Origin of the sequence: Stutzerimonas stutzeri (genome assembly GCF_013522825.1) — a bacterium.
Classification (GTDB): Bacteria; Pseudomonadota; Gammaproteobacteria; order Pseudomonadales; family Pseudomonadaceae; genus Stutzerimonas; species Stutzerimonas stutzeri_AK.
The window spans coordinates 1-25,432 of sequence record NZ_JAAMQZ010000044.1; the positions used below are offsets into that span (position 1 = coordinate 1).

Annotated in this window: 23 protein-coding genes and 1 tRNA gene; 13 read left to right on the plus strand and 11 right to left on the minus strand. The window is 61.9% G+C overall.

Going from position 1 to position 25,432, the window contains the following annotated elements:
• Positions 1-131: 131 nt before the first annotated feature.
• From G7020_RS20520 to queA, 6 genes are all read right to left on the minus strand, one after another.
• On the minus strand, positions 132-668 hold the full coding sequence (locus tag G7020_RS20520; RefSeq protein WP_181086845.1) for a glycine zipper 2TM domain-containing protein: 537 nt from the start codon (positions 666-668) through the stop codon (positions 132-134).
• A gap of 74 nt (positions 669-742) precedes the next feature.
• Positions 743-1,651: a protein translocase subunit SecF gene (secF, locus tag G7020_RS20525; protein ID WP_181086846.1), complete on the minus strand. Its 909-nt coding sequence runs from the start codon at positions 1,649-1,651 to the stop codon at positions 743-745.
• 12 nt (positions 1,652-1,663) lie between these two features.
• Positions 1,664-3,532 carry a protein translocase subunit SecD gene (secD, locus tag G7020_RS20530; RefSeq protein WP_181086847.1) on the minus strand — a complete coding sequence of 623 codons (1,869 nt, stop codon included), beginning with the start codon at positions 3,530-3,532 and terminating at the stop codon, positions 1,664-1,666.
• 66 nt (positions 3,533-3,598) lie between these two features.
• Complete coding sequence (yajC, locus tag G7020_RS20535; RefSeq protein ID WP_181086848.1) at positions 3,599-3,928, minus strand: preprotein translocase subunit YajC; 330 nt, start codon at positions 3,926-3,928, stop codon at positions 3,599-3,601.
• 40 nt (positions 3,929-3,968) lie between these two features.
• The gene (tgt, locus tag G7020_RS20540) at positions 3,969-5,084 is read right to left on the minus strand and encodes a tRNA guanosine(34) transglycosylase Tgt (protein WP_181086873.1); all 1,116 of its coding nucleotides are present in this window, start codon (positions 5,082-5,084) and stop codon (positions 3,969-3,971) included.
• A gap of 14 nt (positions 5,085-5,098) precedes the next feature.
• A complete protein-coding gene (queA, locus tag G7020_RS20545) occupies positions 5,099-6,148 on the minus strand; it encodes a tRNA preQ1(34) S-adenosylmethionine ribosyltransferase-isomerase QueA (RefSeq protein WP_181086849.1) in 1,050 nt (349 codons plus the stop codon).
• A gap of 116 nt (positions 6,149-6,264) precedes the next feature.
• On the opposite strand from queA, the gene G7020_RS20550 reads away from it, so the two are divergent.
• The 3 genes from G7020_RS20550 (at position 6,265) to G7020_RS20560 (ending at position 7,596) form a co-directional block, all read left to right on the plus strand.
• Positions 6,265-6,351, plus strand: a tRNA-Leu gene (locus G7020_RS20550).
• Between the two features lie 433 nt (positions 6,352-6,784).
• Positions 6,785-6,997: a cold-shock protein gene (locus tag G7020_RS20555; RefSeq protein ID WP_014853413.1), complete on the plus strand. Its 213-nt coding sequence runs from the start codon at positions 6,785-6,787 to the stop codon at positions 6,995-6,997.
• A 101-nt stretch (positions 6,998-7,098) separates the two neighbouring features.
• The gene (locus G7020_RS20560) at positions 7,099-7,596 is read left to right on the plus strand and encodes an RDD family protein (protein WP_181086874.1); all 498 of its coding nucleotides are present in this window, start codon (positions 7,099-7,101) and stop codon (positions 7,594-7,596) included.
• 157 nt (positions 7,597-7,753) lie between these two features.
• Here G7020_RS20560 and lptG read toward each other — a convergent pair whose 3' ends face one another.
• Positions 7,754-8,815 (minus strand): LPS export ABC transporter permease LptG, encoded by a 1,062-nt coding sequence (lptG, locus tag G7020_RS20565; protein ID WP_181086850.1) that lies wholly within the window; start codon positions 8,813-8,815, stop codon positions 7,754-7,756.
• Complete coding sequence (gene lptF / locus G7020_RS20570; RefSeq protein ID WP_181086851.1) at positions 8,808-9,929, minus strand: LPS export ABC transporter permease LptF; 1,122 nt, start codon at positions 9,927-9,929, stop codon at positions 8,808-8,810. Before lptF ends, lptG begins: the two co-directional genes overlap by 8 nt.
• A 186-nt stretch (positions 9,930-10,115) precedes the next feature.
• On the opposite strand from lptF, the gene G7020_RS20575 reads away from it, so the two are divergent.
• From G7020_RS20575 to rlmF, 9 genes are all read left to right on the plus strand, one after another.
• Positions 10,116-11,603 carry a leucyl aminopeptidase gene (locus G7020_RS20575; RefSeq protein WP_181086852.1) on the plus strand — a complete coding sequence of 496 codons (1,488 nt, stop codon included), beginning with the start codon at positions 10,116-10,118 and terminating at the stop codon, positions 11,601-11,603.
• Between the two features lie 30 nt (positions 11,604-11,633).
• Positions 11,634-12,053 carry a DNA polymerase III subunit chi gene (locus G7020_RS20580; RefSeq protein WP_181086853.1) on the plus strand — a complete coding sequence of 140 codons (420 nt, stop codon included), beginning with the start codon at positions 11,634-11,636 and terminating at the stop codon, positions 12,051-12,053.
• A gap of 70 nt (positions 12,054-12,123) precedes the next feature.
• Entirely contained in the window at positions 12,124-12,495 is a 372-nt protein-coding gene (locus tag G7020_RS20585; RefSeq protein ID WP_181086854.1) for a DNA polymerase III subunit chi, read from the plus strand.
• 112 nt (positions 12,496-12,607) lie between these two features.
• Positions 12,608-15,442, plus strand: coding sequence for a valine--tRNA ligase (locus tag G7020_RS20590; RefSeq protein WP_181086855.1), 2,835 nt, complete (start codon positions 12,608-12,610; stop codon positions 15,440-15,442).
• A 421-nt stretch (positions 15,443-15,863) separates the two neighbouring features.
• Positions 15,864-17,246, plus strand: a complete 1,383-nt coding sequence (nhaD, locus tag G7020_RS20595) for a sodium:proton antiporter NhaD (protein WP_181086856.1) — start codon at positions 15,864-15,866, stop codon at positions 17,244-17,246.
• A 55-nt stretch (positions 17,247-17,301) separates the two neighbouring features.
• A complete protein-coding gene (locus G7020_RS20600) occupies positions 17,302-17,598 on the plus strand; it encodes a winged helix-turn-helix domain-containing protein (protein WP_181086857.1) in 297 nt (98 codons plus the stop codon).
• Positions 17,599-17,612: 14 nt separating this feature from the next.
• A complete protein-coding gene (locus G7020_RS20605) occupies positions 17,613-19,442 on the plus strand; it encodes an SLC13 family permease (RefSeq protein ID WP_181086858.1) in 1,830 nt (609 codons plus the stop codon).
• Positions 19,443-19,524: 82 nt separating this feature from the next.
• Positions 19,525-20,694: a YbfB/YjiJ family MFS transporter gene (locus G7020_RS20610; protein WP_181086859.1), complete on the plus strand. Its 1,170-nt coding sequence runs from the start codon at positions 19,525-19,527 to the stop codon at positions 20,692-20,694.
• A 43-nt stretch (positions 20,695-20,737) separates the two neighbouring features.
• Entirely contained in the window at positions 20,738-21,733 is a 996-nt protein-coding gene (rlmF, locus tag G7020_RS20615; protein WP_181086875.1) for a 23S rRNA (adenine(1618)-N(6))-methyltransferase RlmF, read from the plus strand.
• Between the two features lie 184 nt (positions 21,734-21,917).
• Here rlmF and G7020_RS20620 read toward each other — a convergent pair whose 3' ends face one another.
• From G7020_RS20620 to G7020_RS20625, 3 genes are all read right to left on the minus strand, one after another.
• Positions 21,918-22,109, minus strand: coding sequence for a hypothetical protein (locus tag G7020_RS20620; protein WP_181086876.1), 192 nt, complete (start codon positions 22,107-22,109; stop codon positions 21,918-21,920).
• A gap of 145 nt (positions 22,110-22,254) precedes the next feature.
• Positions 22,255-22,377, minus strand: a complete 123-nt coding sequence (locus tag G7020_RS24150) for a hypothetical protein (protein ID WP_258189412.1) — start codon at positions 22,375-22,377, stop codon at positions 22,255-22,257.
• The gene (locus G7020_RS20625; protein WP_181086860.1) at positions 22,377-23,582 is read right to left on the minus strand and encodes an MFS transporter; all 1,206 of its coding nucleotides are present in this window, start codon (positions 23,580-23,582) and stop codon (positions 22,377-22,379) included. Before G7020_RS20625 ends, G7020_RS24150 begins: the two co-directional genes overlap by 1 nt.
• Positions 23,583-23,752: 170 nt before the next feature.
• On the opposite strand from G7020_RS20625, the gene G7020_RS24315 reads away from it, so the two are divergent.
• Positions 23,753-25,429, plus strand: coding sequence for a methyl-accepting chemotaxis protein (locus tag G7020_RS24315; protein ID WP_336509736.1), 1,677 nt, complete (start codon positions 23,753-23,755; stop codon positions 25,427-25,429).
• Positions 25,430-25,432 lie beyond the last annotated feature (3 nt).

Consider the following 25,432-nt stretch of genomic DNA (forward strand, 5'->3'; position numbering starts at 1 on the left):
CATCGAGGTCTACAACACGGAACGACCGCATCTGTCTCTGAAATACAAAACGCCCGATGCCGTGCATCGGGCGTTTTAGTACCGAAATCTAGCTGAATCGGTGTAAACCTATTTCAGGACTAGACATCAATTCAGGGCTGCTGAGCCAAAACCAGCTGCCCATCCCTGACCGGAATCTGACTGCCAGGGTCACGGTCCATGCGGACGCTGCCGACCTTGCCATCGAGATCGTATTTCACCTCATAGCCGACAATCTTGTCGTGACTGTCGGTAACGGTGCTGCAGCGTGTCTCGGTGGTACTGTAGGTGCTGTTCTGCTGCATCCGCTGCTGCACCTGGTTACCCGCGTAACCACCACCGACCGCGCCCGCCACAGTGGCGATCTTCTTGCCGTTGCCACCACCCACCTGATTACCCAGCAGGCCTCCGACCACGGCGCCCACGGCTGTGCCGGCGATGCGGTGTTCGTCCTGTACCGGCTTCTGTCGCGTTACGGCAACCTCCTTGCAGACTTCCCGTGGCGTTTTGATGGTTTCCTTGATGGGCTCCACCGCGAGCACTTCGGCGAACTCAGGCCCGCGATCGACCAGCATATAGGTGGCGAATGCACCACCTGCAGTTACCACTACCGCGCCCAGAACCGCACCCACCAGCATTGACTTGTTCACTGCACATTCCTTCTTCCGACGGGCAAGACCCCGCTGCGCGCTTAGGCACTGAAACTCGCCAGAAGTTCGAATGTTCAGGGACTCTCATCGACCTCTTCGACAACCGGCGGGATCAGGTCGTCACGGGTGAGCTTGAGCCAGATCAGGAAAATGCTGGCGATGTAAATGGACGAGTAGGTTCCCGCCCCTACACCAATCATCAACGCCAGCGAGAAACCCCAGAGATTCTCGCCACCGAACACCATCAGCGCCGCAACCGCCAACAAGGTTGAAATCGAGGTCGCCAGCGTTCGCAGCAGAGTCTGGGTAGTGGAAATGTTGATGTTCTCGATCAGCTCGGCCCTGCGTAGCGTTCGGAAGTTCTCCCGAATGCGGTCGAAGATCACGATGGTGTCGTTGAGCGAGTAGCCGATGACCGCCAGTACGGCAGCCAGTACGGTAAGGTCGAAAGATATCTCGAAGAACGAGAAAACCCCCAACACCACGATCACGTCGTGAAATAGCGACACCACGGCGCCGACGCCAAACTTCCACTGAAAGCGGAACGCAACGTAGATCAGAATCCCGCCCAAGGCCAGCAACATACCCAACCCGCCCTGATCACGCAGTTCCTCGCCCACAGAAGGACCGACAAACTCCACTCGCTTGACGATGACGTCTCCACCGGTGCCCTGACCACGCAAAGACCCGGCAATACGCTCGCCCAACTGGGGATCGTCGCCTGGCATCCTGATCAGCACATCGGTAGTCGCGCCGAAACTCTGCACCAGCGCCCCTTCAAAGCCACCCTCGCTCAGCTGTCCACGAATTTGCTCCAGGGCAACCGGGTTTTCATAGTTCAGTTCAACCAGGGTGCCGCCTGTGAAATCCAGGCCGAAGTTCAAGCCCTTCACCGCCAGACTGGCCAGCGAGGCAATAGTCAGCAGTAGCGTCAGGACGAAGGCCACATTACGCACCGCCATGAAATTGATTACGCGCTTCATCGTGCTAGCCCCTTAAATCCACAGCTTCTTGAGATCGCGGCCACCATAGATCAGATTGACCATGGCGCGAGTCACGATGATTGCAGTGAACATCGACGTCAGAATTCCGAGCGACAGCGTGACCGCAAAACCCTTGATCGGCCCGGTGCCCATGGCGAAGAGAATGCCACCCACCAGCAAGGTGGTGAGGTTGCCGTCGACAATCGCGGAAAACGCACGATCGAAGCCCTCGTGAATGGCGCGCTGCACCGACATGCCATTCTGAATTTCCTCTCGTATCCGCGAGAAGATCAGCACGTTGGCGTCCACCGCCATGCCCATGGTCAATACGATACCGGCGATACCCGGCAGCGTCAGGGTCGCACCCAGCATCGACATCAGCGCGGTCAGCGCCACCATGTTGAACAACAGCGCAACGGTCGCCAACACGCCGAAGAACTTGTAGATCAGCACAATGAAAATTGCGACGAAGAGGAAACCCCACATCGCTGCCTGGACGCCCAACTTGATATTTTCGGCGCCCAGACTCGGGCCGATGGTGCGCTCTTCGGCGAAGTACATCGGCGCCGCCAGACCACCCGCGCGAAGCAGCAACGCCAGTTCCGAGGATTCGCCCTGGCCATCGAGGCCAGTGATGCGGAACTGACTGCCCAGCGGTGACTGGATGGTCGCCAGGCTGATGATCCTTTTATCTTCCACAAAGGTCTCGACGCGCACTTCCTGCTCGACGCCCTCGACCATCTGCTTGACGTAACTGGTCTGCGGACGCTGTTCGATGAAGATCACCGCCATGCTGCGACCGACACTGTTGCGCGTCGCGCGGTTCATCAGTTCGCCGCCATGACCATCCAGACGGATGTTGACCTGCGGACGGCCATTCTCGTCGTAACTGGCCTGGGCATCGGTCACCTGGTCGCCGGTGATGATCAGCGAACGCTCCAACTGCGCCGGCGGGCGCCCTTCCTGGCGGAACTCGAAGGTTTCGGTAGTTGCACGCGGGGCATCCATCTCGGCTGCCAGACGGAACTCCAGGTTGGCAGTCTTGCCGAGGATGCGCTTGGCTTCCGCAGTGTCCTGTACGCCCGGCAATTCGACCACGATGCGGCTCGCACCTTGGCGCTGCACCAGCGGCTCGGATACGCCCAGCTCGTTGACCCGATTACGAACCGTAGTGAGGTTCTGCTTGATGGAATACTCGCGAATCTCCGCCAGCTTCGCCTCGGTAAGAGCCAGACGTAGCACCTGCTGACCATTACGCTCACTGGAGGTAATGTCGAAATCGGTAAAATTCTTGCGGATCAGGGCCTGTGCTGCGGACAGCGTCGCCTCGTCGGCAAAGCCCAGTTGCACCGCACTACCCTGCGTGGGCAGGCTGCGGTAGCGGACACGCTCCTTGCGCAACAGGCTCTTGACCTCGCCTTCATGGACGTTCAAGCGCGTCTCGACAGCCTTGTCCATGTCCACTTCGAGCAGGAAGTGCACACCACCGGACAGGTCCAGACCAAGCTTCATCGGGCTTGCACCGAGGTTACGCAGCCAGTCGGGCGTAGTCGGCGCCAGGTTGAGGGCCACCACATAAGCGTCGCCAAGCGCGCGACGGATTACGTCCTTGGCCGGCAACTGGTCGTCCTGGTGTATCAGCCGCAACAGGCCGCCCCTGCCCTGCTCGTCCAGCGAAGCAGCCTTGACCTCGATTCCAGCCTCTTCAAGCGCTGCACTCGCTCTATTCAGATCGGCCTCGGTGACGCTCAGCGAGGTGGTAGCGCCGGTAATCTGGACAGCCGGATCGTCGGGATAGAGATTAGGAGCCGAATAAATGCAGGCAACTGCCAGCACCACCAGTATCAGCAGGTATTTCCAGAGGGGGAATCTATTGAGCATGACGCAGCCCGTCTAATGACGCGGGGCGCCTTGCGCGCCCCGTCGTTGCTATTGAATGAAGTCGGCTCAGATGGCTTTCAGAGTGCCCTTGGGCAGGGTCGCGGCAATCGCCACTTTCTGGAACTTCAGTTCGACGCTGTCGGATACTTCGATCACGACGAAATCATCGGCAACCTTGGTGACCTTGCCAACGATGCCACCGGAAGTCACCACTTCGTCGCCCTTCTGCAGGCCGCCGATCAGGTTCTTGTGCTCCTTGGCGCGTTTGGCCTGGGGACGCCAGATCATCAGATAGAAGATGACCAGAAAGCCGACCAGAAACAGCCACTCGAAGCCGCTTCCGGCAGGACCAGCGGCAGCCTCTTGAGCGTAGGCGGCGGGAATCAGAAAGCTCATGTAGCACTCCTGTTGCAGAGATTTAAATTATGGAATTTCGTCATGCAAGCGGCGGCGTTGGCAAGCCGCGCTTTGCATAGAAGGCATCGACAAAGGCCGCCAATGTACCTTGTTGAATGGCTTGGCGTAAACCGGCCATCAAACGTTGGTAATGCCGCAGGTTGTGGATTGTATTCAACATGCTGCCGAGCATTTCACCGCATTTGTCCAGATGATGCAGATAGCCGCGGGAGAAGTGTTTGCAGGTGTAACAATCGCAGTCCGCCTCCAGCGGCGAATCGTCATGACGATGTACCGCGTTGCGAATTTTCACCACGCCGGTATCGGTAAACAGGTGGCCGTTGCGGGCATTACGAGTCGGCATCACGCAGTCGAACATATCCACACCACGACGCACGCCCTCGACCAGATCTTCGGGTTTGCCGACGCCCATCAGATAGCGCGGCTTGTCAGCCGGCATCTGCGTCGGCAGGAAGTCCAGCACCCGGATCATTTCCTCCTTGGGCTCACCCACGGAAAGACCGCCGATGGCCAGGCCGTCGAAACCGATCTCGCACAGGCCCTCCAGCGAACGCATGCGCAGCGATTCGTGCATGCCGCCCTGGACGATGCCGAACAGCGCCGCCGAACTGTCGCCATGCGCTTGCTTCGAGCGTTTGGCCCAGCGCAACGACAGCTCCATGGAGCGACGCGCAACATCCTCATCCGCCGGATAAGGTGTGCATTCATCGAAGATCATCACGATATCGGAGCCCAGATCGCGCTGGACCTGCATCGACTCCTCCGGCCCCATGAAGACCTTGGCGCCGTCCACCGGAGAAGCGAAGTAGACGCCCTCCTCCTTGATCTTGCGCATCGCCCCCAGACTGAACACCTGGAAACCGCCCGAGTCTGTCAGGATCGGGCCTTTCCATTGCATGAAGTCATGCAGGTCGCCGTGCGCCCTGATCACTTCAGTACCGGGGCGCAGCCAGAGATGAAAGGTGTTGCCGAGAATGATCTCGGCACCGATTTCCTCGACGTCGCGCGGCAACATGCCCTTGACCGTGCCGTAGGTGCCCACCGGCATGAACGCCGGCGTTTCCACTGTGCCGCGCGGAAAGGTCAGGCGTCCGCGACGGGCCCTGCCGTCGGTGGCGAGCAGTTCGAAGGACATGTGGCAGGTACGGCTCATGGTGTTTCCTCGGGGCCGCGCGGGGCCGGGTTGCGCGTGATGAACATGGCATCGCCGTAACTGAAGAAGCGATAGCCCTCAGCCACAGCCTCGGCATAGGCCGCCATGGTTTCCGGATAGCCGGCGAAGGCTGAAACCAGCATCAGCAAGGTCGATTCGGGTAGATGAAAATTGGTCACCAGAGCATCCACTACATGGAAGGGCCTGCCCGGATAGATGAATATGTCGGTGTCGCCACTGAACGCCTTGAGCGTGCCATCCCGCGCAGCACTCTCCAGCGAGCGCACACTGGTGGTCCCCACCGCGATGACACGACCACCTCGCTGGCGACAGGCTGTGACCGCATCGACCACTTCCTGGCCGACCTCCAGCCACTCGCTGTGCATGTGGTGGTCTTCGATACGCTCGACACGTACCGGCTGGAAGGTCCCTGCCCCCACGTGCAGGGTGACGAAGGCCGTCTCGACGCCCGTCTCGCGCAGCGCCTCCAGCAGCGCATCATCGAAATGCAGCCCGGCCGTGGGCGCCGCCACCGCGCCGGTGCGCTGGGCATACACCGTCTGATAGCGCTCACGATCGGCACTGTCATCCGCTCTGTCTATATAAGGAGGCAACGGCATATGGCCGACGCGCTCCAGCAGCGGCAGCACTTGCTCGTCGAACGCCAGCTCGAACAATGCATCATGGCGCACCAGCATCAACGCCTCGCCACCGCCATCGATCCGAATCCTGCTGCCAGGCTTCGGCGATTTGCTGGAGCGGATATGCGCGAGCACGCGATGACTGTCCAGCACCCGCTCGACCAGCACCTCAAGCCTGCCGCCGGTTTCCTTCTGACCGAACAGCCGGGCCGGAATCACGCGGGTGTTATTGAACACCATCAGATCACCAGGACGCACATGGTCGAGCAGATCGGCAAAGCCTCGATGCGCCAGCTTGCCGGTCTGCCCGTCAAGCACCAGCAAGCGGCTGGCGCGACGCTCGGCCAGTGGATGGCGCGCGATCTGGGAATCGGGCAACTCGAAGGAAAAAGCGGAGACTTGCATGTAAGGATGATCGGCACGGAGCTCAGGGGGCGCAAAGCTTAGCGGAATCACCGCAATCTGACCACGCCGAACGATTGACCGGCCTACGGCGCATCCTTATACTTCGCCGCCACTGTGCCTCGATGGCGGAATCGGTAGACGCAGCGGATTCAAAATCCGCCGTTGGTAACAACGTGAGAGTTCGAGTCTCTCTCGAGGCACCATCATTCTATTCAACGGGTAGCCGATAGCCCGCTGAATGCCGGCAGTTTTGCAGCACGGCAGCGCTTTACAGCATTATCAGAGCCCTGTAGCTCGACACCCCTCGCAACACCCGACACAAGAGCGGCATTCACTGCACGGCAGCACGGTCGAAACAGGCTTGCAAGGCTGTTTCCAGTTGACCCGCCCGCTTACATCGCGCTGAAAAAGCGCTGCCTGGACAGGGCAAATTCTATGGCTGCGAGGGGTTGGCACTCCTTGCGAGTTATCGTAGAGTGTGCCCACTGTGTTTGCATGGGTCGCCGTAGAATCGTGACCTGGTGCAGTAGATCATCCGATCCGCTACATCCCGCTCGACTCCTTACTCCTTGCAACCAGTTCCCGCTCCTGCCGTGCAGGCGCGCTTCTACTATTGAGTTTCAAGGATACAAAGACATGTCGAATCGTCAGAACGGTACCGTCAAGTGGTTTAACGACGAAAAAGGTTTTGGTTTCATCACTCCTGAGAGCGGTCCGGATCTGTTCGTGCACTTCCGCGCGATCGAAGGTAACGGCTTCAAGAGCCTGAAAGAAGGCCAGAAAGTCAGCTTCATCGCTGTGCAAGGTCAAAAAGGCATGCAGGCTGACCAGGTTCAAATCCAGGAATAAGCCACCGCTCCGAAAAGCCCCTGATGGCAGCATCAGGGGCTTTTTTATGCGCGCATTTCCGTAGAATGCGCGCCTGCCTCATTCAACGAGACGTCATGCTCATGCGCAACCAGTCACTCAGCCCCCAAGGCCAGTTCCCAGCCGCCAGCCTGAGCCGCCGGCTTGCCGCGATTCTATACGACTCGTTTCTCTCGATTGCCCTGATGATGGTTGTCACCCTGCTCTATCAACAGGTCCTGCTGCGCCTGTTCTATGGCAGCGAAGCGCTCAAGGCAGTGGCGGAAAGCGGCGGACTGGACAGAGACCCCATTCTCGCCACCCTGCTGCTGTTCTGCCTGTTCGGCTTTTTCGCCAAGTTCTGGACCCACAACGGCCAGACGCTCGGCATGCAGGTCTGGGGCGTGCGCATCCAGAATGCCGACGGCAGCGCCATCGATCTGTGGCAGGCGCTGCTGCGCTTTCTGATCGCCATCCTGTCCTGGCTCGCCCTGGGCCTTGGCTACTGGTGGATGCTCTGGGACAAGCAGCAACGCACCTGGCATGACATCTATTCGGAAAGCCTGGTGGTGCATTTGCCGAAGAATATCCATAAGAAATAGCTGCAAGCTGCAAGCTGCAAGCTGCAAGCTGCAAGCCAGCGTAGGGTGGATATCGCTTTTTACATCCACCGAGGCTCCGCTCGTCGGGTCGATGAAGCGTGACCCGACCTACAGCTTTTTCGTCCAGCCTTCCAGCCTCAAACGCCTTTATCGGCTTTTACCCCGCCCTGCGCAGCAGCCATACCCCCGCCAGCGCACAGATGCCTGCCGGCACCAGCACCGCCATCAGTGGCGAGAAACCGAAAACCTGGCTGGCCGGGCCGAGCAGGTCCTGCAGGATACGGAAGACGAAGCCGACGATGACGCCGGTAAAGATCCGCTGCCCGAGGGTGACCGAGCGCAACGGGCCGAAGATGAACGAGATGGCCAGCAACACCAGCGCCACCGTTACCACCGGCTGCAGGACCTTGGTCCAGAACGCCAGCCAGTAGCGCCCATTGTTGAGCCCCTGCTCGCCGAGGTAATGGATATAGCGCCACAGCCCGGTGACCGACAACGCATCCGGCTCCATCACCACGGTTCCCAGCAGTTGCGGCGTCAGTTGCACATCCCAGCGCTCTTCAGCCGTGTTGACCACCTCGGTATGGTCGCCCCGAAAATGCGTCGTGGCGATATCAGTGAGTTGCCAATGGTCGTCCTGATAACGTGCACGCCGGGCGAAACTGGCCGACAGCAGCTGGCGCTGTGCATCGAAATTGTAGCGTGTCACACCCAGCAGCACCCCACCCGGCTGCACCGCGTTGACATGCACGAATTCCTCACCCTGCCGGTGCCAGAGCCCGCGCTTGCTGCTCTGCGCCTCGCCCGCTCCCTGCGCCATGGCGCGGCTGGCCTGGGCAATGTTCTCGCTCCAGGGTGCGAGATATTCACCAATCAGCACGCCGACCAGCAGCAGCAACAGCATCGGCCTCATCACCGCCAGGACGATACGCCCCAGGGAAACACCCGCGGCCCGCATGATCGTCAGCTCGCTGTTGCTGGCGAGCATCCCCAGGCCGATGAGGCAACCGATCAGCGCTGCCATCGGCAACATTTCATAGACACGCGACGGCGTCGTGTAGAGCACGTAAAGCGCGGCATCCAGGATGCCGTAGCTGCCCTTCACATCACCCAGCTCGTCGATAAAGGCAAACAACAATGCAAGCCCGACGATGATGCCAAGCACGGTCAGAATCGCCAGCAGGACATGGCTGCCGATATAGCGGTCGAGCTTACGCATGGCCCACCCCCGCCCCTGCACGTCGCTTGTCGAGGGCAAGTCTCAACGGTTCCCAGTAGAGCATCAGCATCCCGATCGAAAAGAAAATCCCGTGAACCCACCAGAGCCCCAGCGCCACCGGGATTCGCCCCTTGTCCAGCGCGCCCCGCGCGGCGACCAGCAGGGCCAGGTAGGTCATGTACAGCAGAATGGCCGGCAGCAGCTTGAGAAAGCGCCCCTGACGCGGATTCACCTTCGCCAGCGGCACCGCCAGCAAGGTGACGATGAACACCAGCAGCGGCAGCGATAAACGCCATTGCAGCTCGGACTGCAGACGAATGTCATCACTGCCGAACAGCTCACGCGTAGGCAGTGCTTCGCGCTCGCTCAGTTCGATGCTGACCTCGGGCTTGGGCAGCAGGACGCCATAGGTGTCGTACTGGATCGCCCGGTAATTGGCCTGTCCGGGATTGCCGTCATAGCGATAGCCGTTTTCCAGAATCAGGTAACGGCTGCCATCGGCCTGGATTTCCTGACGCCCGCTTTCAGCCACCAGCACCGACAAGCCACGCGCTTCGCCGGTGGCCCTGGACAAGTTGGTTTCGGAAATGAAGATGCCGCCCAGTTGCGTGCGATCATGCGTCAGTTCTCGGGTATAGGTGACACGCGTGCCGTTGCGCAGAGTCTGAAAACGCCCGGGAACCAGAGTATCGAATTCGGTCAGCGAGTCCTGCTCGTTGAGGATGCGGTCAACCTCGGCAATACCCTGCGGCGCAAGACCCAGGCTCAACCAGCCAACCAGCACGGCTACCAGCGCCGCAGGCGCCAGGCTGTAAGCCAGCAGACGGCGCTGGCTCATGCCCGTCGCGGACAGCACGGTCATTTCGCTATCCAGATACAGCCTGCCGTAGGCCAGCAGAATGCCCAGAAACAGCCCCAGCGGCAGAATCAGTTGCAGGAAGCCCGGCAACCTGAACCCCATGATCATCAGCAGCACGCCCGGATCGAGCAGCCCCTGAGCAGCCTGAGCCAGATATTTGATGAAGCGACCACTCATGATGATCACCAGCAGCACCGCACTCACGGCGCTCAGGGTGATCAGCAACTCACGGGACAGGTAACGAAAGACGATCAAACCGGACACTCCAGGGTTGTCAGGCTCCGGCGGCTACGCTCACACTAGCCGCTACGCAGCCGGCCCGCACGCAGCAGTCACTGAAAATCGATACACGGATTTACAGACGACACGCCAGACGAACCACCGAAAACAAGCCCGGCATTATCCTGCAAACCCGACTCTTTGTCTTGGGGACTCGACACCATGCAATTTGTTGTAAAAACCACCAAAGCGCCCGCAACCAAAACCGCCACTCTGGTCCTGCCGGTTGGCGAAGACCTCGTCCTTGGCGAGATCGCGCAAAGTGTGGATGCCGCCAGCGCCGGCGCCATCACAGCGACCCTCAAGCGCGGAGACCTGCAGGGCAAGCCGGGGCAAACCCTGCTGCTCCAGCAACTGCCTGGCATCAAGGCCGAACGTGTATTGCTGGTGGGCATCGGCAAGGCCGATGAGCTCGATGCGCGCCAGTGGCGCAAGGTAGCGGGCGCCATCTCCGGCGCCCTGAAGAATCTCGGCGGCAGCGATGCGACCCTCGCTCTGCAGGACGCGCAGCTCAAGGACCGCGACAGCTACGCGCGCACCCGCCTGCTGGTGGAAGCCCTCGCCGGTGGCCAGTACGTCTTCGACCAGTTCAAGAGCAAAAAAGCCGATGCCCACCCACTGAGTCGGATCACCCTGCTCAGCGACAAGGCCGAACAAACCCAGGTCGAACGGGCCGCCAGCCATGCCCAAGCCATCACCGCAGGGATGAACTTCGCCCGTGACCTGGGCAACCTGCCGCCCAACATCTGCCACCCCAACTATGTCGCCGAGCAGGCTAAAAAGCTGGGCAAGGCCTTCAAGGGCCTGAAGGTCGAGGTGCTGGATGAGAAGAAACTGCGCGAACTGGGCGCAGGCTCGTTCCTCGCCGTATCCCAGGGCAGCGACCAGCCCGGCTGCATGGTGGTGATGCAATACAACGGCGGCAAGAAAGGTGATCAGCCCTATGCGCTGGTGGGCAAGGGCATCACCTTCGACACCGGTGGCATCAGCCTCAAGCCCGGCCAGGGCATGGATGAAATGAAGTACGACATGTGCGGCGCCGCCAGCGTACTCGGCACCTTGCGCGCCGCGCTGGAACTGCAGCTGCCGATCAATCTGGTGGCCGTGCTGGCCTGCGCGGAGAACATGCCCGGCGGCGGCGCCACCCGCCCCGGCGACATCGTCACCAGCATGAGCGGGCAGACCGTCGAGATCCTCAACACCGATGCCGAAGGTCGCCTGGTGCTCTGCGACGCCCTGACCTACATCGAGCGCTTCAAGCCGCGCGCAGTGATCGACGTCGCCACCCTTACCGGCGCCTGCATCGTTGCCTTGGGCAGCCAGACCTCCGGCCTGCTGAGCAATGACGACGAACTGGCTCGCCAGTTGCTGGACGCCGGTCGCAACGCCGACGACCGCGCCTGGCAGTTGCCGCTGTTCGATGACTACCAGGAACAGCTGGACAGCCCCTTCGCCGATATCGCCAACATCGGCGGGCCCAAGGCGGGCACTATCACCGCCGCCTGTTTCCTCTCGCGCTTTACCAAGGGCTATTCCTGGGCGCACCTGGATATCGCCGGCACCGCCTGGATCAGTGGCGGCAAGGAAAAGGGCGCAACCGGGCGACCGGTGCCGCTGCTCACCCAGTACCTGCTGGATCGGATCGCGTGAGATGAGCCGGACAGTTGACGGAACGCCGGCATGACGCGCATCGAGTTCTACGTATTGCCGGACAGCACCGCGTCCGGTCGCGCCAGGGCGGCCTGTCAGCTGGCCGGCAAGGGCTGGCAGCATGGCCTGGCGGTGTTCATCCGCTGCCAGGATGCCGCGCAATGCGCCGAGCTGGATGAGCTGCTCTGGCGCTTTCGCGCCGAGCGCTTCATCCCTCACGAGCGCTACGAACAGGACCCGCAAGCCCCGGTCGTGATCGGCCTGGAGCAGCCACCGGCAACCAGCCAGGGCCTGCTGATCAACCTCGCCCAGACGCTATCGCCGCATATCGACGACTTCAGTCGGGTCATCGAGATCGTCAATCAGCAGCCGGAGTTGCTCAACGCCTGTCGCGAAAACTTTCGCCTGTATCACCAGCGGGGCTATGATCCAAAACGCGTCGAACTGTGAATCTCGTCGCAATTTTCCCCAACCCGCCACCAGTCGCCAGGATGCGCTACTGCCCGGAACTCTCTTGATAATGACGTCCACATCTCCGCCCAGACCTGCGCACCTGCTCGACGAGCTGGAATCCATTCGCGCCCTGCTCGGCGACGAGCATGATTCACTGGATGAGCCCCTGGACCCTGACAGCATCCCTCTGCTGTCGGAAGTCGTCGAACCCACCGCACCTGCCCAGCAATCTGTCCAGCCGCCGGACGAGCCACGCGAACCGGCTGTACGCACGGCTTTTCGCACCTTGGCCGAACGCCACCTCGACCATGAGCTGCGCACCGCGGCACAGCTTATTCTGCAGGAAGTGATCGACGATTTCGTGCCGCACATCGAGGCCGAACTCAAACGCCGCCTGGAGAGCCGCGCCGAGCAACTGATCCGCTCGCCTCGCCCCTGAAACGCAGGCAAGGCGCCAGGCCAGCAATTAAAGGCAGCTGATTCCGCCACTTCGGCACTTTGCCTTTATACTCTCCGGTTTTTCCGATCAGCCGTTCTAAGGGTCCCGCCGAATGGACAAGACCTACCAGCCCCACGCCATCGAGACTTCCTGGTACCAGACCTGGGAATCGAACAACTACTTCGCGCCCCAGGGTTCGGGCGAACCCTACACCATCATGATCCCGCCGCCGAACGTCACCGGCAGCCTGCACATGGGCCATGGCTTCAACAACGCCATCATGGATGCGCTGATCCGCTTCCGCCGCATGCAGGGTCGCAACACCCTGTGGCAGCCGGGCACCGACCATGCCGGCATCGCCACGCAGATGGTGGTCGAGCGCCAGCTGGGCGCGCAGGGCGTCAGCCGCCACGACCTGGGCCGCGCAAAGTTTCTCGACAAGGTCTGGGAATGGAAGCATGAATCCGGTGGCAACATCACTCGGCAGATCCGTCGCCTGGGCTCGTCGGTGGACTGGTCGCGTGAGCGCTTCACCATGGACGAAGGCCTGTCCGAAGCCGTCAAGGAAGCCTTCGTGCGCCTGCACGAGGACGGCCTGATCTATCGCGGCAAGCGCCTGGTCAACTGGGATACCAAACTGCACACCGCCATTTCCGACCTCGAAGTGGAAAACCACGACGAGAAGGGCCACCTCTGGCATCTGCGCTACCCGCTGGCCGACAACGCGCGCACCGCCGATGGCAAGGATTATCTGGTGGTCGCCACCACTCGCCCGGAAACCGTGCTTGGCGATGCCGCCGTCGCGGTGCATCCCGAGGACGAGCGCTACAAGGATCTGATCGGTCGCAACATCATGCTGCCGCTGGTCAACCGCCTGATCCCCATCGTCGCCGACGAGTATGTCGATCTCGAATTCGGTACCGGCTGCGTGAAGATCACCCCGGCCCACGACTTCAACGACTATGAAGTCGGCAAGCGTCACCATTTGCCGCTGATCAATATCTTCGACGAAAACGCCTGCGTTCTCGCACGCGCCCAGGTATTCAACCTCGACGGCACGCCGAACGACCGGGTCGACGCGACCCTGCCCGACGGCTACGCACGCATGGATCGCTTCGACGCGCGCAAGGCCATCGTCGCCGAGTTCGAGGCCATGAGCCTGCTGGAGAAGATCGACGACCATGCGCTGAAAGTTCCGCGTGGCGATCGCTCCGGCACCGTGATCGAGCCCTGGCTGACCGACCAGTGGTACGTTTCCACCAAGCCGCTGGCGGAAAAAGCCATCGCCGCCGTCGAAAGCGGCGAGATCCAGTTCGTGCCCAAGCAGTACGAGAACATGTACTTCAGCTGGATGCGCGACATCCAGGACTGGTGCATCAGCCGCCAGCTGTGGTGGGGCCACCGCATTCCGGCCTGGTACGACGAAGCCGGCCACGTCTACGTCGGTCGCGACGAAATGGAAGTCCGCCGCAAGTACAACCTCGGCAATGAAGTGGAACTGCGCCAGGACGAGGACGTGCTGGACACCTGGTTCAGCTCCGGCCTGTGGACCTTCTCCACCCTCGGCTGGCCCGAGCAGACCGATTTCCTCAAGACCTTCCACCCCACCGACGTGCTGGTCACCGGCTTCGACATCATCTTCTTCTGGGTCGCGCGGATGATCATGCTGTCGACCCACCTGACCGGGCAGATTCCGTTCAAGACCGTCTACGTGCACGGCCTGGTGCGCGACGGCCAGGGCCAGAAGATGTCCAAGTCCAAGGGCAACGTGCTCGACCCGCTGGACATCGTCGACGGCATCACCCTGGACGAGCTGCTGGAAAAACGCACCAGCGGCATGATGCAGCCCAAGCTGGCCGAGAAGATCGCCAAGCAGACCCGCGCCGAATTCCCCGAGGGCATCGCCAGCTACGGCACCGACGCGTTGCGCTTCACCTTCTGCTCCCTCGCGTCGACGGGCCGCGATATCAAGTTCGACATGGGCCGCGTCGAGGGCTACCGCAACTTCTGCAACAAGCTGTGGAACGCCGCCAACTTCGTCTTCGAGAACACCGAGGGCAAGGACACGGGCATCAATGATGAGCCGGTCGAATTGTCCTCCGTGGACCGCTGGATCATCTCCGCGCTGCAACGCACCGAAGCCGAAGTGACCCGCCAGCTGGAAAACTTCCGCTTCGACCTGGCCGCACAAGCGCTGTACGAATTCGTCTGGGACGAGTACTGCGCCTGGTACCTGGAACTGGTCAAGCCGTTGCTGTGGGACGAAAGTGCCTCTGCCGAACGCCAGCGTGGAACCCGCCGCACCCTGGTGCGCGTGCTGGAGACCGCGCTGCGTCTGGCGCACCCGTTCATGCCCTTCATCACCGAAGAGATCTGGCAGCGCGTCGCGCCGCTGGCGGGCAAGTCCGGTCCGACCCTGATGCTGCAGCCCTGGCCGGAGTACAACCCCGAGCGCCTCGACGAGTCTGCCGAAGGCGATATCGAGTGGGTCAAGGCGTTCATGCTGGGCATCCGCCAGATCCGTGGCGAGATGAACATTTCCATGGCCAGGCGCATCGACGTGGTACTGAGCAACGCCTCGGAATCCGACCTGCGCCGCCTCGCCGAGAACGAGCCGTTGCTGAAGAAGCTGGCCAAGCTGGAGAGCGTGCGCAGTCTCGCCGCCGGCGAAGAAGCCCCCCTGTCGGCCACCGCCCTGGTCGGCGACATGCAGGTGCTGGTGCCCATGGCCGGGCTGATCGACAAGGATGCCGAACTGGCGCGTCTGGACAAGGAGATCGCCCGCCTCGATGGCGAGATCAAGCGCGTCGGCGGCAAGCTGGCCAACGCCGGTTTCGTCGACAAGGCTCCTGCCGAAGTGATCGACAAGGAACGCGCCAAACTGGCCGAAGCCGAACAGGCAAAAGCCAACCTGGTCGCACAACGCGAGCGCATCGCCGGGTTATAACCAGGCCCGACCGCAACGGCTGCGCAGCCGTTGCGGTCTCATTCCAGCGCCCTGTTCTGCCAATCACCGTGGCAATGCCTTCCGACTGCCAGCCAAAGCCTTGAGTCAGTTTGAATCGCTCTTGATTAGTGACAAGTTATTACCAAGACCTGACGTACAATATGCCGCCTACAAAATCCTAATAGCAATTGGCAGGCCGAGCCAACGCAGAAGCTGTACGACATGAAGCAAGCCCCGCACCACAGCGCCCTCTACCGGGCAGCCGTATGCGCAGCCGTCACGCGCAGGTAGTCATCTCTCCGTATACGGCTACTGCCTTGTTTCACTCGCAAAGCCCACCGCCATTTTGAGCCTGCCAACTACCGAGCCTGTTTCGACAGTCCGAAGGGCCGGTCCGGTTTCTCAAGATGGAGTCCCTCCGATGTATGCGCTCATGGCTGTTGTGTTTGTTCTGGGCTATTTCTGCATAGCCTTCGAACACCCGTTGAAAATAGATAAGGCCGCCGCCGCGATTCTGACTGCAGTATTGACCTGGACCGTGTTGATACTGGGCGCCGATAGCATATTGCCGCTGCTGCAACCGGGCACTCACAATCCGGGCGATTCATCGGCCGTTGTAGTGAACGAACTGCGCCACCATCTGGGCGAAATCTCCGAGATTCTGTTCTTTCTGCTCGGTGCGATGACCATCGTCGAGCTGATCGACTCTCATGAGGGCTTCAAGGCCATCACCGACCGCATCCAGACGCGCAAGCGCGTGCATCTGTTGTGGATCATCGGCTTCCTGACCTTCTTCCTGTCTGCAGCGCTGGACAACCTGACCACCACCATCGTCATGGTTTCGCTGCTGCGCAAGCTGATCCGTGGCCGTCCGGAGCGCTGGCTCTATGTCGGTATTGTGGTTATCGCAGCCAACGCCGGCGGTGCCTGGTCGCCCATCGGAGACGTGACCACCACCATGCTCTGGATCGGCGGTCAGATCACCGCATCCGGCGTCATCACCGGCCTGTTCCTGCCGAGCCTGGTCTGCCTGCTGGTGCCGCTGATCATTCTCAGCTTCCGCCTGCATGGCGAGGCGCCACGCCCCCGTGCCCGCGCTCACCTGGCCGAGAAGCTGCCGCCGACTACCACGCCGTTCGAGCGCAAGCTGGTGCTGGGCCTTGGGCTCGGCGCCCTGCTGTTCGTGCCGATCTTCAAGACCGTAACGCACCTGCCACCCTATATGGGCATCCTCTTCGGCCTGGGTGTGCTCTGGGTTACCACCGAGTTCATCCATCGCAACAAGCACGCCGACCACAAGCACCCACTCTCGGTAGTCGGCGTACTGCGCAAGGTCGACACACCCAGCGTGCTGTTCTTCCTCGGCATCCTGCTGGCGGTTTCCGCACTGGCCACCGCAGGCCACCTGACCCAGGTCGCCACCGCGCTGCGTGAAACCTTCGGTCATATCTACGCGATCAACTACGCCATCGGCCTGCTTTCGGCGATTGTGGACAACGTGCCGCTGGTGGCCGGCTCGATGAAAATGTATCCGCTGGTCAGCCCGGCCACACTGGCTGGAGCAGCCCCGGCAGAAGTCGACTGGCTGTCGCAGTTCGTCATCGATGGGCACTTCTGGGAGATGCTCGCCTACTGTGCAGGCACCGGTGGCAGCACACTGATCATCGGCTCCGCTGCCGGAGTGGCAGCGATGGGCATGGAGAAGATCAGCTTCACCTGGTACGTCAAGCGCGTCAGCCTGCTGGCCTTCCTCGGTTACACTGGCGGCGTAGTGACCTATATCGGCATGCTCGCCCTGCGGTAAGGCGGTCTTCGCGGGCCGTGGCAGGATTGCAGTCGCCACGGCCCGAGGACCGGCAATGACCGTCAGCAAGACCAAAACCAGTTTCTATCGACGCCTCTACGTCGCCTGGCTGATCGACAGCGGCACGGCCACCAGCGTTCCGGCGCTGATGGCCGTGACCGGCATGCCCCGGCGCACCGCCCAGGACACCCTGGCCGCACTCTCCGACCTCGATATCGATTGCCGCTTCGTCCAGGATGACGGCGAACGCCATAACGCCGGCCACTATCGCATCCATGACTGGGGCGCCATCGACCGCCAGTGGATCGAGCGCAACCTGGCGCAACTCAAGTCTATCCTCGGCTATCCCTGATCTTGCATCCCGCCATGAATTTCGATCTGCTGCTGGTTCTCGCCCTGCTGGCCACCTGTGTCGGGCTGTTCGTCATCAACAAACCGCGCATGGACGTGGTCGCAGTGCTGGCGATGGTCGCCCTGCCGCTGACCGGCATCATCAGCATCAACGAGGCGCTGGCCGGTTTCAGTGACCCCAGTGTGGTGCTGATCGCCGCCCTATTCGTGATCGGCAACGGCCTGGTACGCACCGGGGTCGCCTATCGCCTCGGCAACTGGCTGGTGCGCTCGGCGGGCAGCAGCGAAACCCGTCTGCTGATCCTGCTGATGCTTGCCGTGGCGGGACTGGGCTCGGTGATGAGCTCCACCGGCGTGGTGGCGATCTTCATTCCCGTGGTGCTGAGCATCGCCGCGCGGATGGAGGTTTCGCCGCGCCGGCTGATGATGCCGCTGGCGTTCGCCGGGCTGATCAGCGGCATGCTGACCCTGGTGGCGACACCGCCGAACATGGTGGTACACAGCGAACTGCGACGCGCCGGATTGGACGGCTTTGCCTTTTTCAGCTTCGCCCCCATTGGCCTGACAGTGCTGGTACTGGGCATCGGCTATATGCTGCTGGCCCGGCGCTGGCTCGGCGGCGATACCGTGCAGGAAGTGGCTGTCGAGCAGCGCGACACGCTGGATATCCTTGCCCGGCGCTACCGCCTGCCTGAACGCGAGCGGCGACTGCGCGTGCTGCCCGGTTCGATCCTGGCCAACCAGGCGCTGGATGAGCTGAAACTGCGCAGCCAGTACGGCATCAACGTGATCGCCATCGAACGGCAACACAAGTTTCGCAGGCTGCTGCTGATCGCCACCGGCAATACCGAGCTTTTCGTCGGTGATGTGCTGCTGGTGGACCTGGCCAGCCCGGCCATCGGCCTGCTGGGCGCCTATCAGGAGCTCGGTGTCGAGTCGCTGCAGCTGGGCGATTCCTACTACGGCGACTATGCCAACGAACTGGGGCTGGCCGAGGTGGCGTTGCCGCCGGACTCGCGCCTGCCGGGCAAGACCATCCAGCAGCTGGGCTTTCGCAGCACCTACAAGCTCAACGTGGTCGGTGTGCGCCGGCAGCATCAGGCGCTGGAAGGCGTACTGGTGGACGAGAAGCTGAAACCTGCCGACACCTTGTTGGTGGCCGGCAGCTGGAAACACATTCATCGCCTGCAGGGGCTCAGCCGCGACTTCCTGGTGCTCAGCCTGCCCGCCGAAATCGACGACGTGGCCCCCGCCGCCAGCCGTGCACCTTTCGCCCTGCTGGGCCTGGCGGTGATGGTCGGCCTGATGGTCAGCGGGCTGGTGCCCAATGTGCTGGCCGCGCTGATCGGCTGCCTGGTGATGGGGCTGTTCCACTGTATCGATATGGACAGCGCCTACAAGTCCATTCACTGGCAGAGCCTGGTGCTGATCGTCGGCATGCTGCCCTTTGCCCTGGCGCTGGAGAAAACCGGCGGCATCGCGCTGGCGGTGTCCGGCCTGATAGGCCTGTTCGGCGATGCCGGGCCGCATGCGCTGCTGGCCTGCCTGTTCCTGCTCACTGCGGTCATCGGCCTGTTCATATCCAATACCGCCACTGCCGTGCTGATGGCGCCGGTGGCGGTATCCATCGCGGCACAGCTGGATGCGTCGCCCTATCCCTTTGCGATGATCGTCGCGCTGGCGGCCTCGGCAGCCTTCATGACACCGATCTCGTCCCCGGTGAACACTCTGGTGCTGGGGCCGGGACAGTACCGTTTCGGCGATTTCGTGCGTGTCGGCGTGCCCTTTACGCTGCTGGTAATGCTGGTTTCGGTTGTTCTGGTACCCAGGCTCTTTCCCTTGTAGGCTTCGCGCACTCAATAAAAAGTGGCATGTCATGGCGCTGTCTCTAGCGCTACTCTCGTCGTTTTACAGAACAAGAACGCTCATGTCCCAACGCCCTGCATTATTTCCGGTCCTGCTGGCCGGCGCCGTCCTGCTGCTCGTAGTCCACGGTCTGGGTCGCTTTATCTACACGCCATTATTGCCCTGGCTGGTGGAAGACGGCCTGCTCGATATCCAGCAGGGCGCCAGTATCGCCACCTGGAATTACCTGGGCTACCTGATCGGCGCCCTACTCGCCGTGCGCTGGCATCGCGTCACGCAGATCCGCCGCAGTCTGCCCTGGGCGCTGGCCCTGCATGTGCTCAGCACCTTGGCGCAGACCCAGGCAGAATCCTCCGATGCGCTCTCGGCCCTGCGCCTGCTCAACGGCATCAGTAACGGCCTGGTATTCGTGCAGGCGCCGTCGTTGATTCTCGAATGGCTGGCGCGCCATCGCCGGGTTTCCTCCAGCGGGCTGGTGTACCTGGGGGTATGCGTGGGGCTGATTCTCTCCAGCCTGCTGGTCAGCCTGAGCAATGGCGTTTTGCAGGGGGCCGATCGCTGGTGGCCCGCGGCGCTGCTGTCCATCCCCCTGGCCTGGTGGGGCTGGCGACAGCTGGCAAAACTGGACATGCCGGATGAGGAGCCCGCGCAGAAAACTGCAGAAAAACCCAGCGGACGCCTGCTGGATCGCGCCAGTACGCCGCTGTTTCTCTCCTATGCCGGGGCCGGCCTGGGCTACATCCTGCCCATGACCTTCCTGCCGATGGTGGCACGCCTGCAGGTGGAGCCCGGTGATTTTCTGATCGACAGCAGCTGGCTGGTGGTCGCACTCGCCACCTTGCCCGCCCCCTGGCTGTGGAATCGCCTGGGCGTGCAGCTGGGCGACGTCGTTGCACTGCGTCTGAGCTACATCACGCAGTTGCTCGGTGTACTGGCGGCTCTGCTGCTGCCGGCTGCAAGCGGCATTCTGCTCTGTGCGGTGCTGGTAGGCGGTACCTTCCTCGGCACCGTACTGCTGACCCAGCGCCTGGCACGCTCGCTGCACCCGCACCAGGGGCCACGGCTGTCGGCGGCACTGATCGCCCTCTACGGCCTGACCCAGCTGGCTGGCCCCTGGCTTACCGGCATCTGGCTGGACATGGGCGGCACCCTGCACAGCGCTTTCTGGCTCGGCGCCGGAGCACTGTTCTGGGGACTGTTCTGGATGCTGCTGGTGCCGCGCCGAGGCTGAAAGCTGTGGGACAATGCGCGGGTTTCCTGCCTCGTTGAAGATCATGCCTGCTCCGAAGAAACTCGCCTCAGCTTCCCCCAAGCCCGACAGCGTCAAAGGCTCGCTGCACCCACGCAACCGTCATACGGGCCGCTATGACTTTCCGGCCCTGATTGCCGCCAGCCCGGAGCTGGCGCAGTTCGTGATAATCAATCCCTACGGCAAGCAGAGCATCGACTTCGCCAACCCGGACGCCGTGCGCGTGTTCAATCGCGCACTGCTCAAGCAGTTCTACGGCATCGCCCACTGGGATATCCCCGCAGGCTACCTGTGCCCGCCGATTCCCGGTCGTGCCGATTACCTGCACGGTCTGGCCGATCTGCTGGCCGAAGACAACGCCGGCGAGATTCCACGCGGCGCGCGCATCCACGCACTGGATATCGGCACCGGCGCCAACTGTATCTACCCGCTGATCGGCCTGCGCGAATATGGCTGGCGCTTCACCGGCTCGGATATCGATGCCGTCGCGCTGGCCTCGGCGCGCACCATCGTCGCAGCGAACCAGCTTGGCAAAGGCATCAGCCTGCGCCAGCAGAGCGATCCGCTGCATGTTTTCCAGGGACTCGTTCAAACCAGCGAACGTTTCGCCATCAGCCTGTGCAACCCGCCCTTCCACGCTTCCCAGGCCGAGGCCAGCAGCGGCAGCCAGCGCAAGTGGCGCAACCTCGGCAAGCTCGACCCCAAACGCAAGCTTCCGGCGCTCAACTTCGGTGGTCAGGCAGCAGAACTCTGGTGTGAAGGTGGCGAAGCGGCATTCCTCGCCCGCATGGCCAATGAAAGTACCGGCGTGGCGCAGCAGGTCTGCTGGTTCACCACCCTGGTGTCCAAGGCCGGGAACGTTCAGCCACTGCAGGCACGCCTGCAAAAGCTCGGCGCCAGACAGGTGCGGATCAGGGATATGTCACAGGGCCAGAAGCGTAGCCGCTTCGTCGCCTGGACCTTTCTCGATGACGCGCAGCGCGCGCAATGGCTTGCCGCCCCGCACGGCCAGCCGGCGTAACTGGCTATTGAAAAACGTAGACGAGGCAGGCAAGACGAGGAAAAAACAGGCGAGGACGCGGAGTTTAGTAGCCTAAATGAGCAGTACTCACTTCGTTCGCCCTCCGGGCCGCGCTGAAGCGCGTTCGCCGCAAGCGGCTTTCCGAGCCTGTTTTTAACGAAGTATTGGCAACGCAGGTAGTTTTTCAGACCACCAGGTCCCAGCGCTGGCGATCCTTCAGTGCCAGCGTCTGGATATAGCGCGGCTCACCATTGATCTCTTCCAGCTCGGTCATTCCGGCAAGCTCGCCTACCACGCGGTAGCGCTTGCCGACATGCTTGTCCTGCAGGGGATAGAGCTGGGCGATCTGTTGCGCGAGTTCGGTAATAGTGGACATCATTCGGTGCTCCAGGTGACTGCATGCCGCAGCTTTGTACAGGGCTTTGATGACGATTCTGCGACAGCCGTATTCGTCTCGCCTGTTGGAGCCACTCGCATCGAATTGATTCCGTAACCACCTGAAAAATAGCGTAAAGCAACGATCAGCAGATTCCCACGCCCAGTTGCAGAAGGGCCAAACCACCGTGCTGCCAGCCCCACCAGGCGGCGGCCAGCAACAGTGCCACCACGGCGATGCCGGCCAGCCACAACCACCCTCTGTTCATCAGGCCGTCTCCAGACGCATGCGCGCCACCGGCTGCTCGCGGATCGGCCAGTTCAAGGCGGCGGCCATAAAGCACAGAGCGATGGATATCTGCCAGACCAGGTCGTAGCTGCCGGTACGGTCGTAGACCCAGCCGCCCAGCCAGCCGCCGCAGAACGAGCCAATCTGATGGAACAGGAAGACGATGCCGCCAAGCATCGACAGGTTGCGCACCCCGAACAGCGTCGCCACGGTACCGTTGGTCAGCGGCACCGTGGACAGCCACAACAGCCCCATGGCGATGCCGAAGCCATAGGCCGTCCAGAGCGTCAGCGGGGCGAAGAAGAACGTGCTGATGACCACCGCACGCATCAGGTACAGCCCGGTCAGCAGTTTGGGTTTCGAGTACCTCCCGCCCAGCCAGCCTGCGGTGTAGGTACCAACGATATTGAACAGTCCGACCAGCGCCAGCACCGTGGTTCCCGTCGTCGCCGGCAAGCCGCGATCCACCAGATAGGCCGGCAGGTGAATACCGATAAAGACCACCTGGAAACCACAGACGAAGAAGCCCAGCGCCAGCAGGCGAAAGCCCGAGTGCCCCACCGCTTCGCGCAACGCCTCGGACAGTGACTGGCGCGGGCCGGTATCAGGCACTCGTGGCCCACCGCGCAACATCGCCGCCAGCGGCACGATCAGCGCCACCAGCAACCCCAGCGCCAGCAACGCCGAGGACCAGCCCAGCCAGCTGATCAGACCCAGCGTGCCCGGCAGCATCGCAAACTGGCCGAAGGAACCGGCGGCTGCGGCGATCCCCATCGCCATGCTGCGCTTTTCCGCAGGCACCGCCTGACCCACCGCGCCGAGAATCACCGAGAACGAAGTCCCCGACAGACCGATGCCGATCAGCAGCCCGGCGCTCAGCGAAAGCGATGTCGGCGTATCGGCCAGCGCCATCAGCACCAGCCCGACGGTGTAGAGAACGCCACCGACCAGCACAGTGCGGGCCACACCAAAGCGGTCCGCCAGCGCTCCGGTGAAAGGCTGCGCCAGGCCCCAGATCAGGTTCTGCAAGGCAATGGCAAAGGCGAATACTTCCCGCCCCCAGCCGAACTCCGCGCTCATCGGCGGCAGAAACAGCCCAAAACCATGCCGCACGCCCAGCGACACGGCGAGAATCAGCGAGCTGCCGAACAGAATCCAGGCGCTGTTGCGCCACGCAGAAGTCATAGAAACATCTCTTGCGAAAAAGGCAGCCAGTCTACTCGGGCCAAAGCTTCACCGCGCAAGCGAAACACAATTCAGGCGAAGCCTGCCTCTGACCCCACGAACCAGCCTGGGGCGATAGAGTTATCCCTTGAGCCTGATTCTGGTCAAGTTTCTGAAACACAACCCGATACATACCCCAGTATGGCTTCACGACACGACTCGCAAGGACATCAAGGAGAGGCAATGATCATACACAGACACTCAAGGCACGACTATCGCTACTGGGCTGCGCCAGTGTGCTCGGCGTTCTGGTACTGGCGGCGATGACACTGCTGTATACCGAGCGCAGTCGGCAGCAACTGACAGAATATGTCGAACGCTATGTGATGCTCAGCAAACTGGCTACCCAAACCTACGCCAACGGCCTGCAAATGGGCCAGGCCCTGCGCAATATCCTTATCGACCCGGCCAATCCCCAGGCTTACCTGAACCACCAGTCAGCCCTGGAACAGCTCAACCAGGGCGGCACACAATTGGCCGAACTGCTGGCCAGAGATCCGTCCCGCCGGGCCGAGGCCGAGAGGCTTGAACAGCATCTGCGCAACTGGCCGCCCCTGCAGGCACAGGTGATCGAACAGGTCAAAGCCGGACAGACAGAGCAGGCCCGCGACCTGCTGGTCAAACAGGAAACTCCGGCTTGGCGCACGCTGCGCGACCAGTTGCTGGAACTGGTGAAAAGCAGTGACCAGGCGGCTGAAGCCCGTCACGCCAGCCTGATAGACGGACTCGACAATTCTTCACGCATGGCTCTGCTGATCAGCCTGACAACCCTGCTACTGGTGGTGGCGGCCACTTTTCTGGTGGGCCGGAGCGTATTCCGCCAGATCGGCGGTGAACCCGCCGAGGCGGCCCAGACCCTGCGCCTGATCGCCAGCGGCGACCTGACGCGGACAATACCGGTTGCCCCTGGCGACCGTGACAGCCTGCTCGCCGCCACCCACGACATGCAACAGCAACTGGCCGCGCTGATTGGCGGCATTCAGGGCTCGGTCAGCCAACTGGCCTCTGCAGCTGAAGAGCTGCACACCGTAACCGAAGACAGCGCACGCGGCATTGCCCGCCAGAACGATGAAGTGCAGCAGGCCGCCACCGCCGTGACCGAAATGTCCGCCGCCGTGGACGAGGTTGCCGCCAATGCCACGAACACCTCGACCGCCTCCAGCGAGGCCGCTCGTGAAGCCGACGACGGCTTGCAGCAGGTTGCCACCACCCGCAACAGCATCGATCAACTGAGCGTCAAGCTCGATCAGACTCAGGAAACCATCGGGCGGCTGGCGACCGAAGCGCAATCCATCGGCCAGGTTCTGGTGGTGATCCAGGGCATCGCCGAGCAGACCAACCTGCTGGCGCTCAACGCCGCCATCGAAGCGGCCCGCGCCGGCGAATCCGGGCGCGGCTTCGCTGTGGTCGCCGACGAAGTTCGCGGATTGGCGCAACGCACCCGCAATTCGACCCTGGAAATCGAGCACATGGTCGAAGCGATCCAGAAATCCACCCAGGCGGTGGTGAGCGAGATGCAGGAAAGCGCTCAGGTGACCGCGCGCAGCCAGGTAATGGCCAACCAGGCCGATCAGGCACTGGCACGGATTGCCGAGCGGATCGGGCACATCAACGAAATGAATCTGGTGATCGCCAGCGCCGCCGAAGAACAGGCACAGGTGGCCAGAGAAGTGGACCGCAATCTGATCGCCATCCGCGACATTTCCCTGCAAAGCGCCGACGGCGCCCAGCAAACCTCGGTCGCCAGCGACGAACTGACACACCTGGCCACCCACCTGAACAAGCTGACCAGCCGCTTTCAGCTCTGAGCC

Coding starts and splice junctions, on each gene's coding strand:
- secF (WP_181086846.1), bottom strand. CDS start 1,651: ATGAAGCGCGTAATCAATTTCATGGCGGTGCGTAATGTGGCCTTCGTC.
- secD (WP_181086847.1), bottom strand. CDS start 3,532: ATGCTCAATAGATTCCCCCTCTGGAAATACCTGCTGATACTGGTGGTG.
- yajC (WP_181086848.1), bottom strand. CDS start 3,928: ATGAGCTTTCTGATTCCCGCCGCCTACGCTCAAGAGGCTGCCGCTGGT.
- tgt (WP_181086873.1), bottom strand. CDS start 5,084: ATGTCCTTCGAACTGCTCGCCACCGACGGCAGGGCCCGTCGCGGACGC.
- queA (WP_181086849.1), bottom strand. CDS start 6,148: ATGCAAGTCTCCGCTTTTTCCTTCGAGTTGCCCGATTCCCAGATCGCG.
- G7020_RS20555 (WP_014853413.1), top strand. CDS start 6,785: ATGTCGAATCGTCAGAACGGTACCGTCAAGTGGTTTAACGACGAAAAA.
- G7020_RS20560 (WP_181086874.1), top strand. CDS start 7,099: ATGCGCAACCAGTCACTCAGCCCCCAAGGCCAGTTCCCAGCCGCCAGC.
- lptG (WP_181086850.1), bottom strand. CDS start 8,815: ATGCGTAAGCTCGACCGCTATATCGGCAGCCATGTCCTGCTGGCGATT.
- G7020_RS20575 (WP_181086852.1), top strand. CDS start 10,116: ATGCAATTTGTTGTAAAAACCACCAAAGCGCCCGCAACCAAAACCGCC.
- G7020_RS20580 (WP_181086853.1), top strand. CDS start 11,634: ATGACGCGCATCGAGTTCTACGTATTGCCGGACAGCACCGCGTCCGGT.
- G7020_RS20585 (WP_181086854.1), top strand. CDS start 12,124: ATGACGTCCACATCTCCGCCCAGACCTGCGCACCTGCTCGACGAGCTG.
- G7020_RS20590 (WP_181086855.1), top strand. CDS start 12,608: ATGGACAAGACCTACCAGCCCCACGCCATCGAGACTTCCTGGTACCAG.
- nhaD (WP_181086856.1), top strand. CDS start 15,864: ATGTATGCGCTCATGGCTGTTGTGTTTGTTCTGGGCTATTTCTGCATA.
- G7020_RS20600 (WP_181086857.1), top strand. CDS start 17,302: ATGACCGTCAGCAAGACCAAAACCAGTTTCTATCGACGCCTCTACGTC.
- G7020_RS20605 (WP_181086858.1), top strand. CDS start 17,613: ATGAATTTCGATCTGCTGCTGGTTCTCGCCCTGCTGGCCACCTGTGTC.
- G7020_RS20610 (WP_181086859.1), top strand. CDS start 19,525: ATGTCCCAACGCCCTGCATTATTTCCGGTCCTGCTGGCCGGCGCCGTC.
- rlmF (WP_181086875.1), top strand. CDS start 20,738: ATGCCTGCTCCGAAGAAACTCGCCTCAGCTTCCCCCAAGCCCGACAGC.
- G7020_RS20620 (WP_181086876.1), bottom strand. CDS start 22,109: ATGTCCACTATTACCGAACTCGCGCAACAGATCGCCCAGCTCTATCCC.
- G7020_RS24150 (WP_258189412.1), bottom strand. CDS start 22,377: ATGAACAGAGGGTGGTTGTGGCTGGCCGGCATCGCCGTGGTGGCACTG.
- G7020_RS20625 (WP_181086860.1), bottom strand. CDS start 23,582: ATGACTTCTGCGTGGCGCAACAGCGCCTGGATTCTGTTCGGCAGCTCG.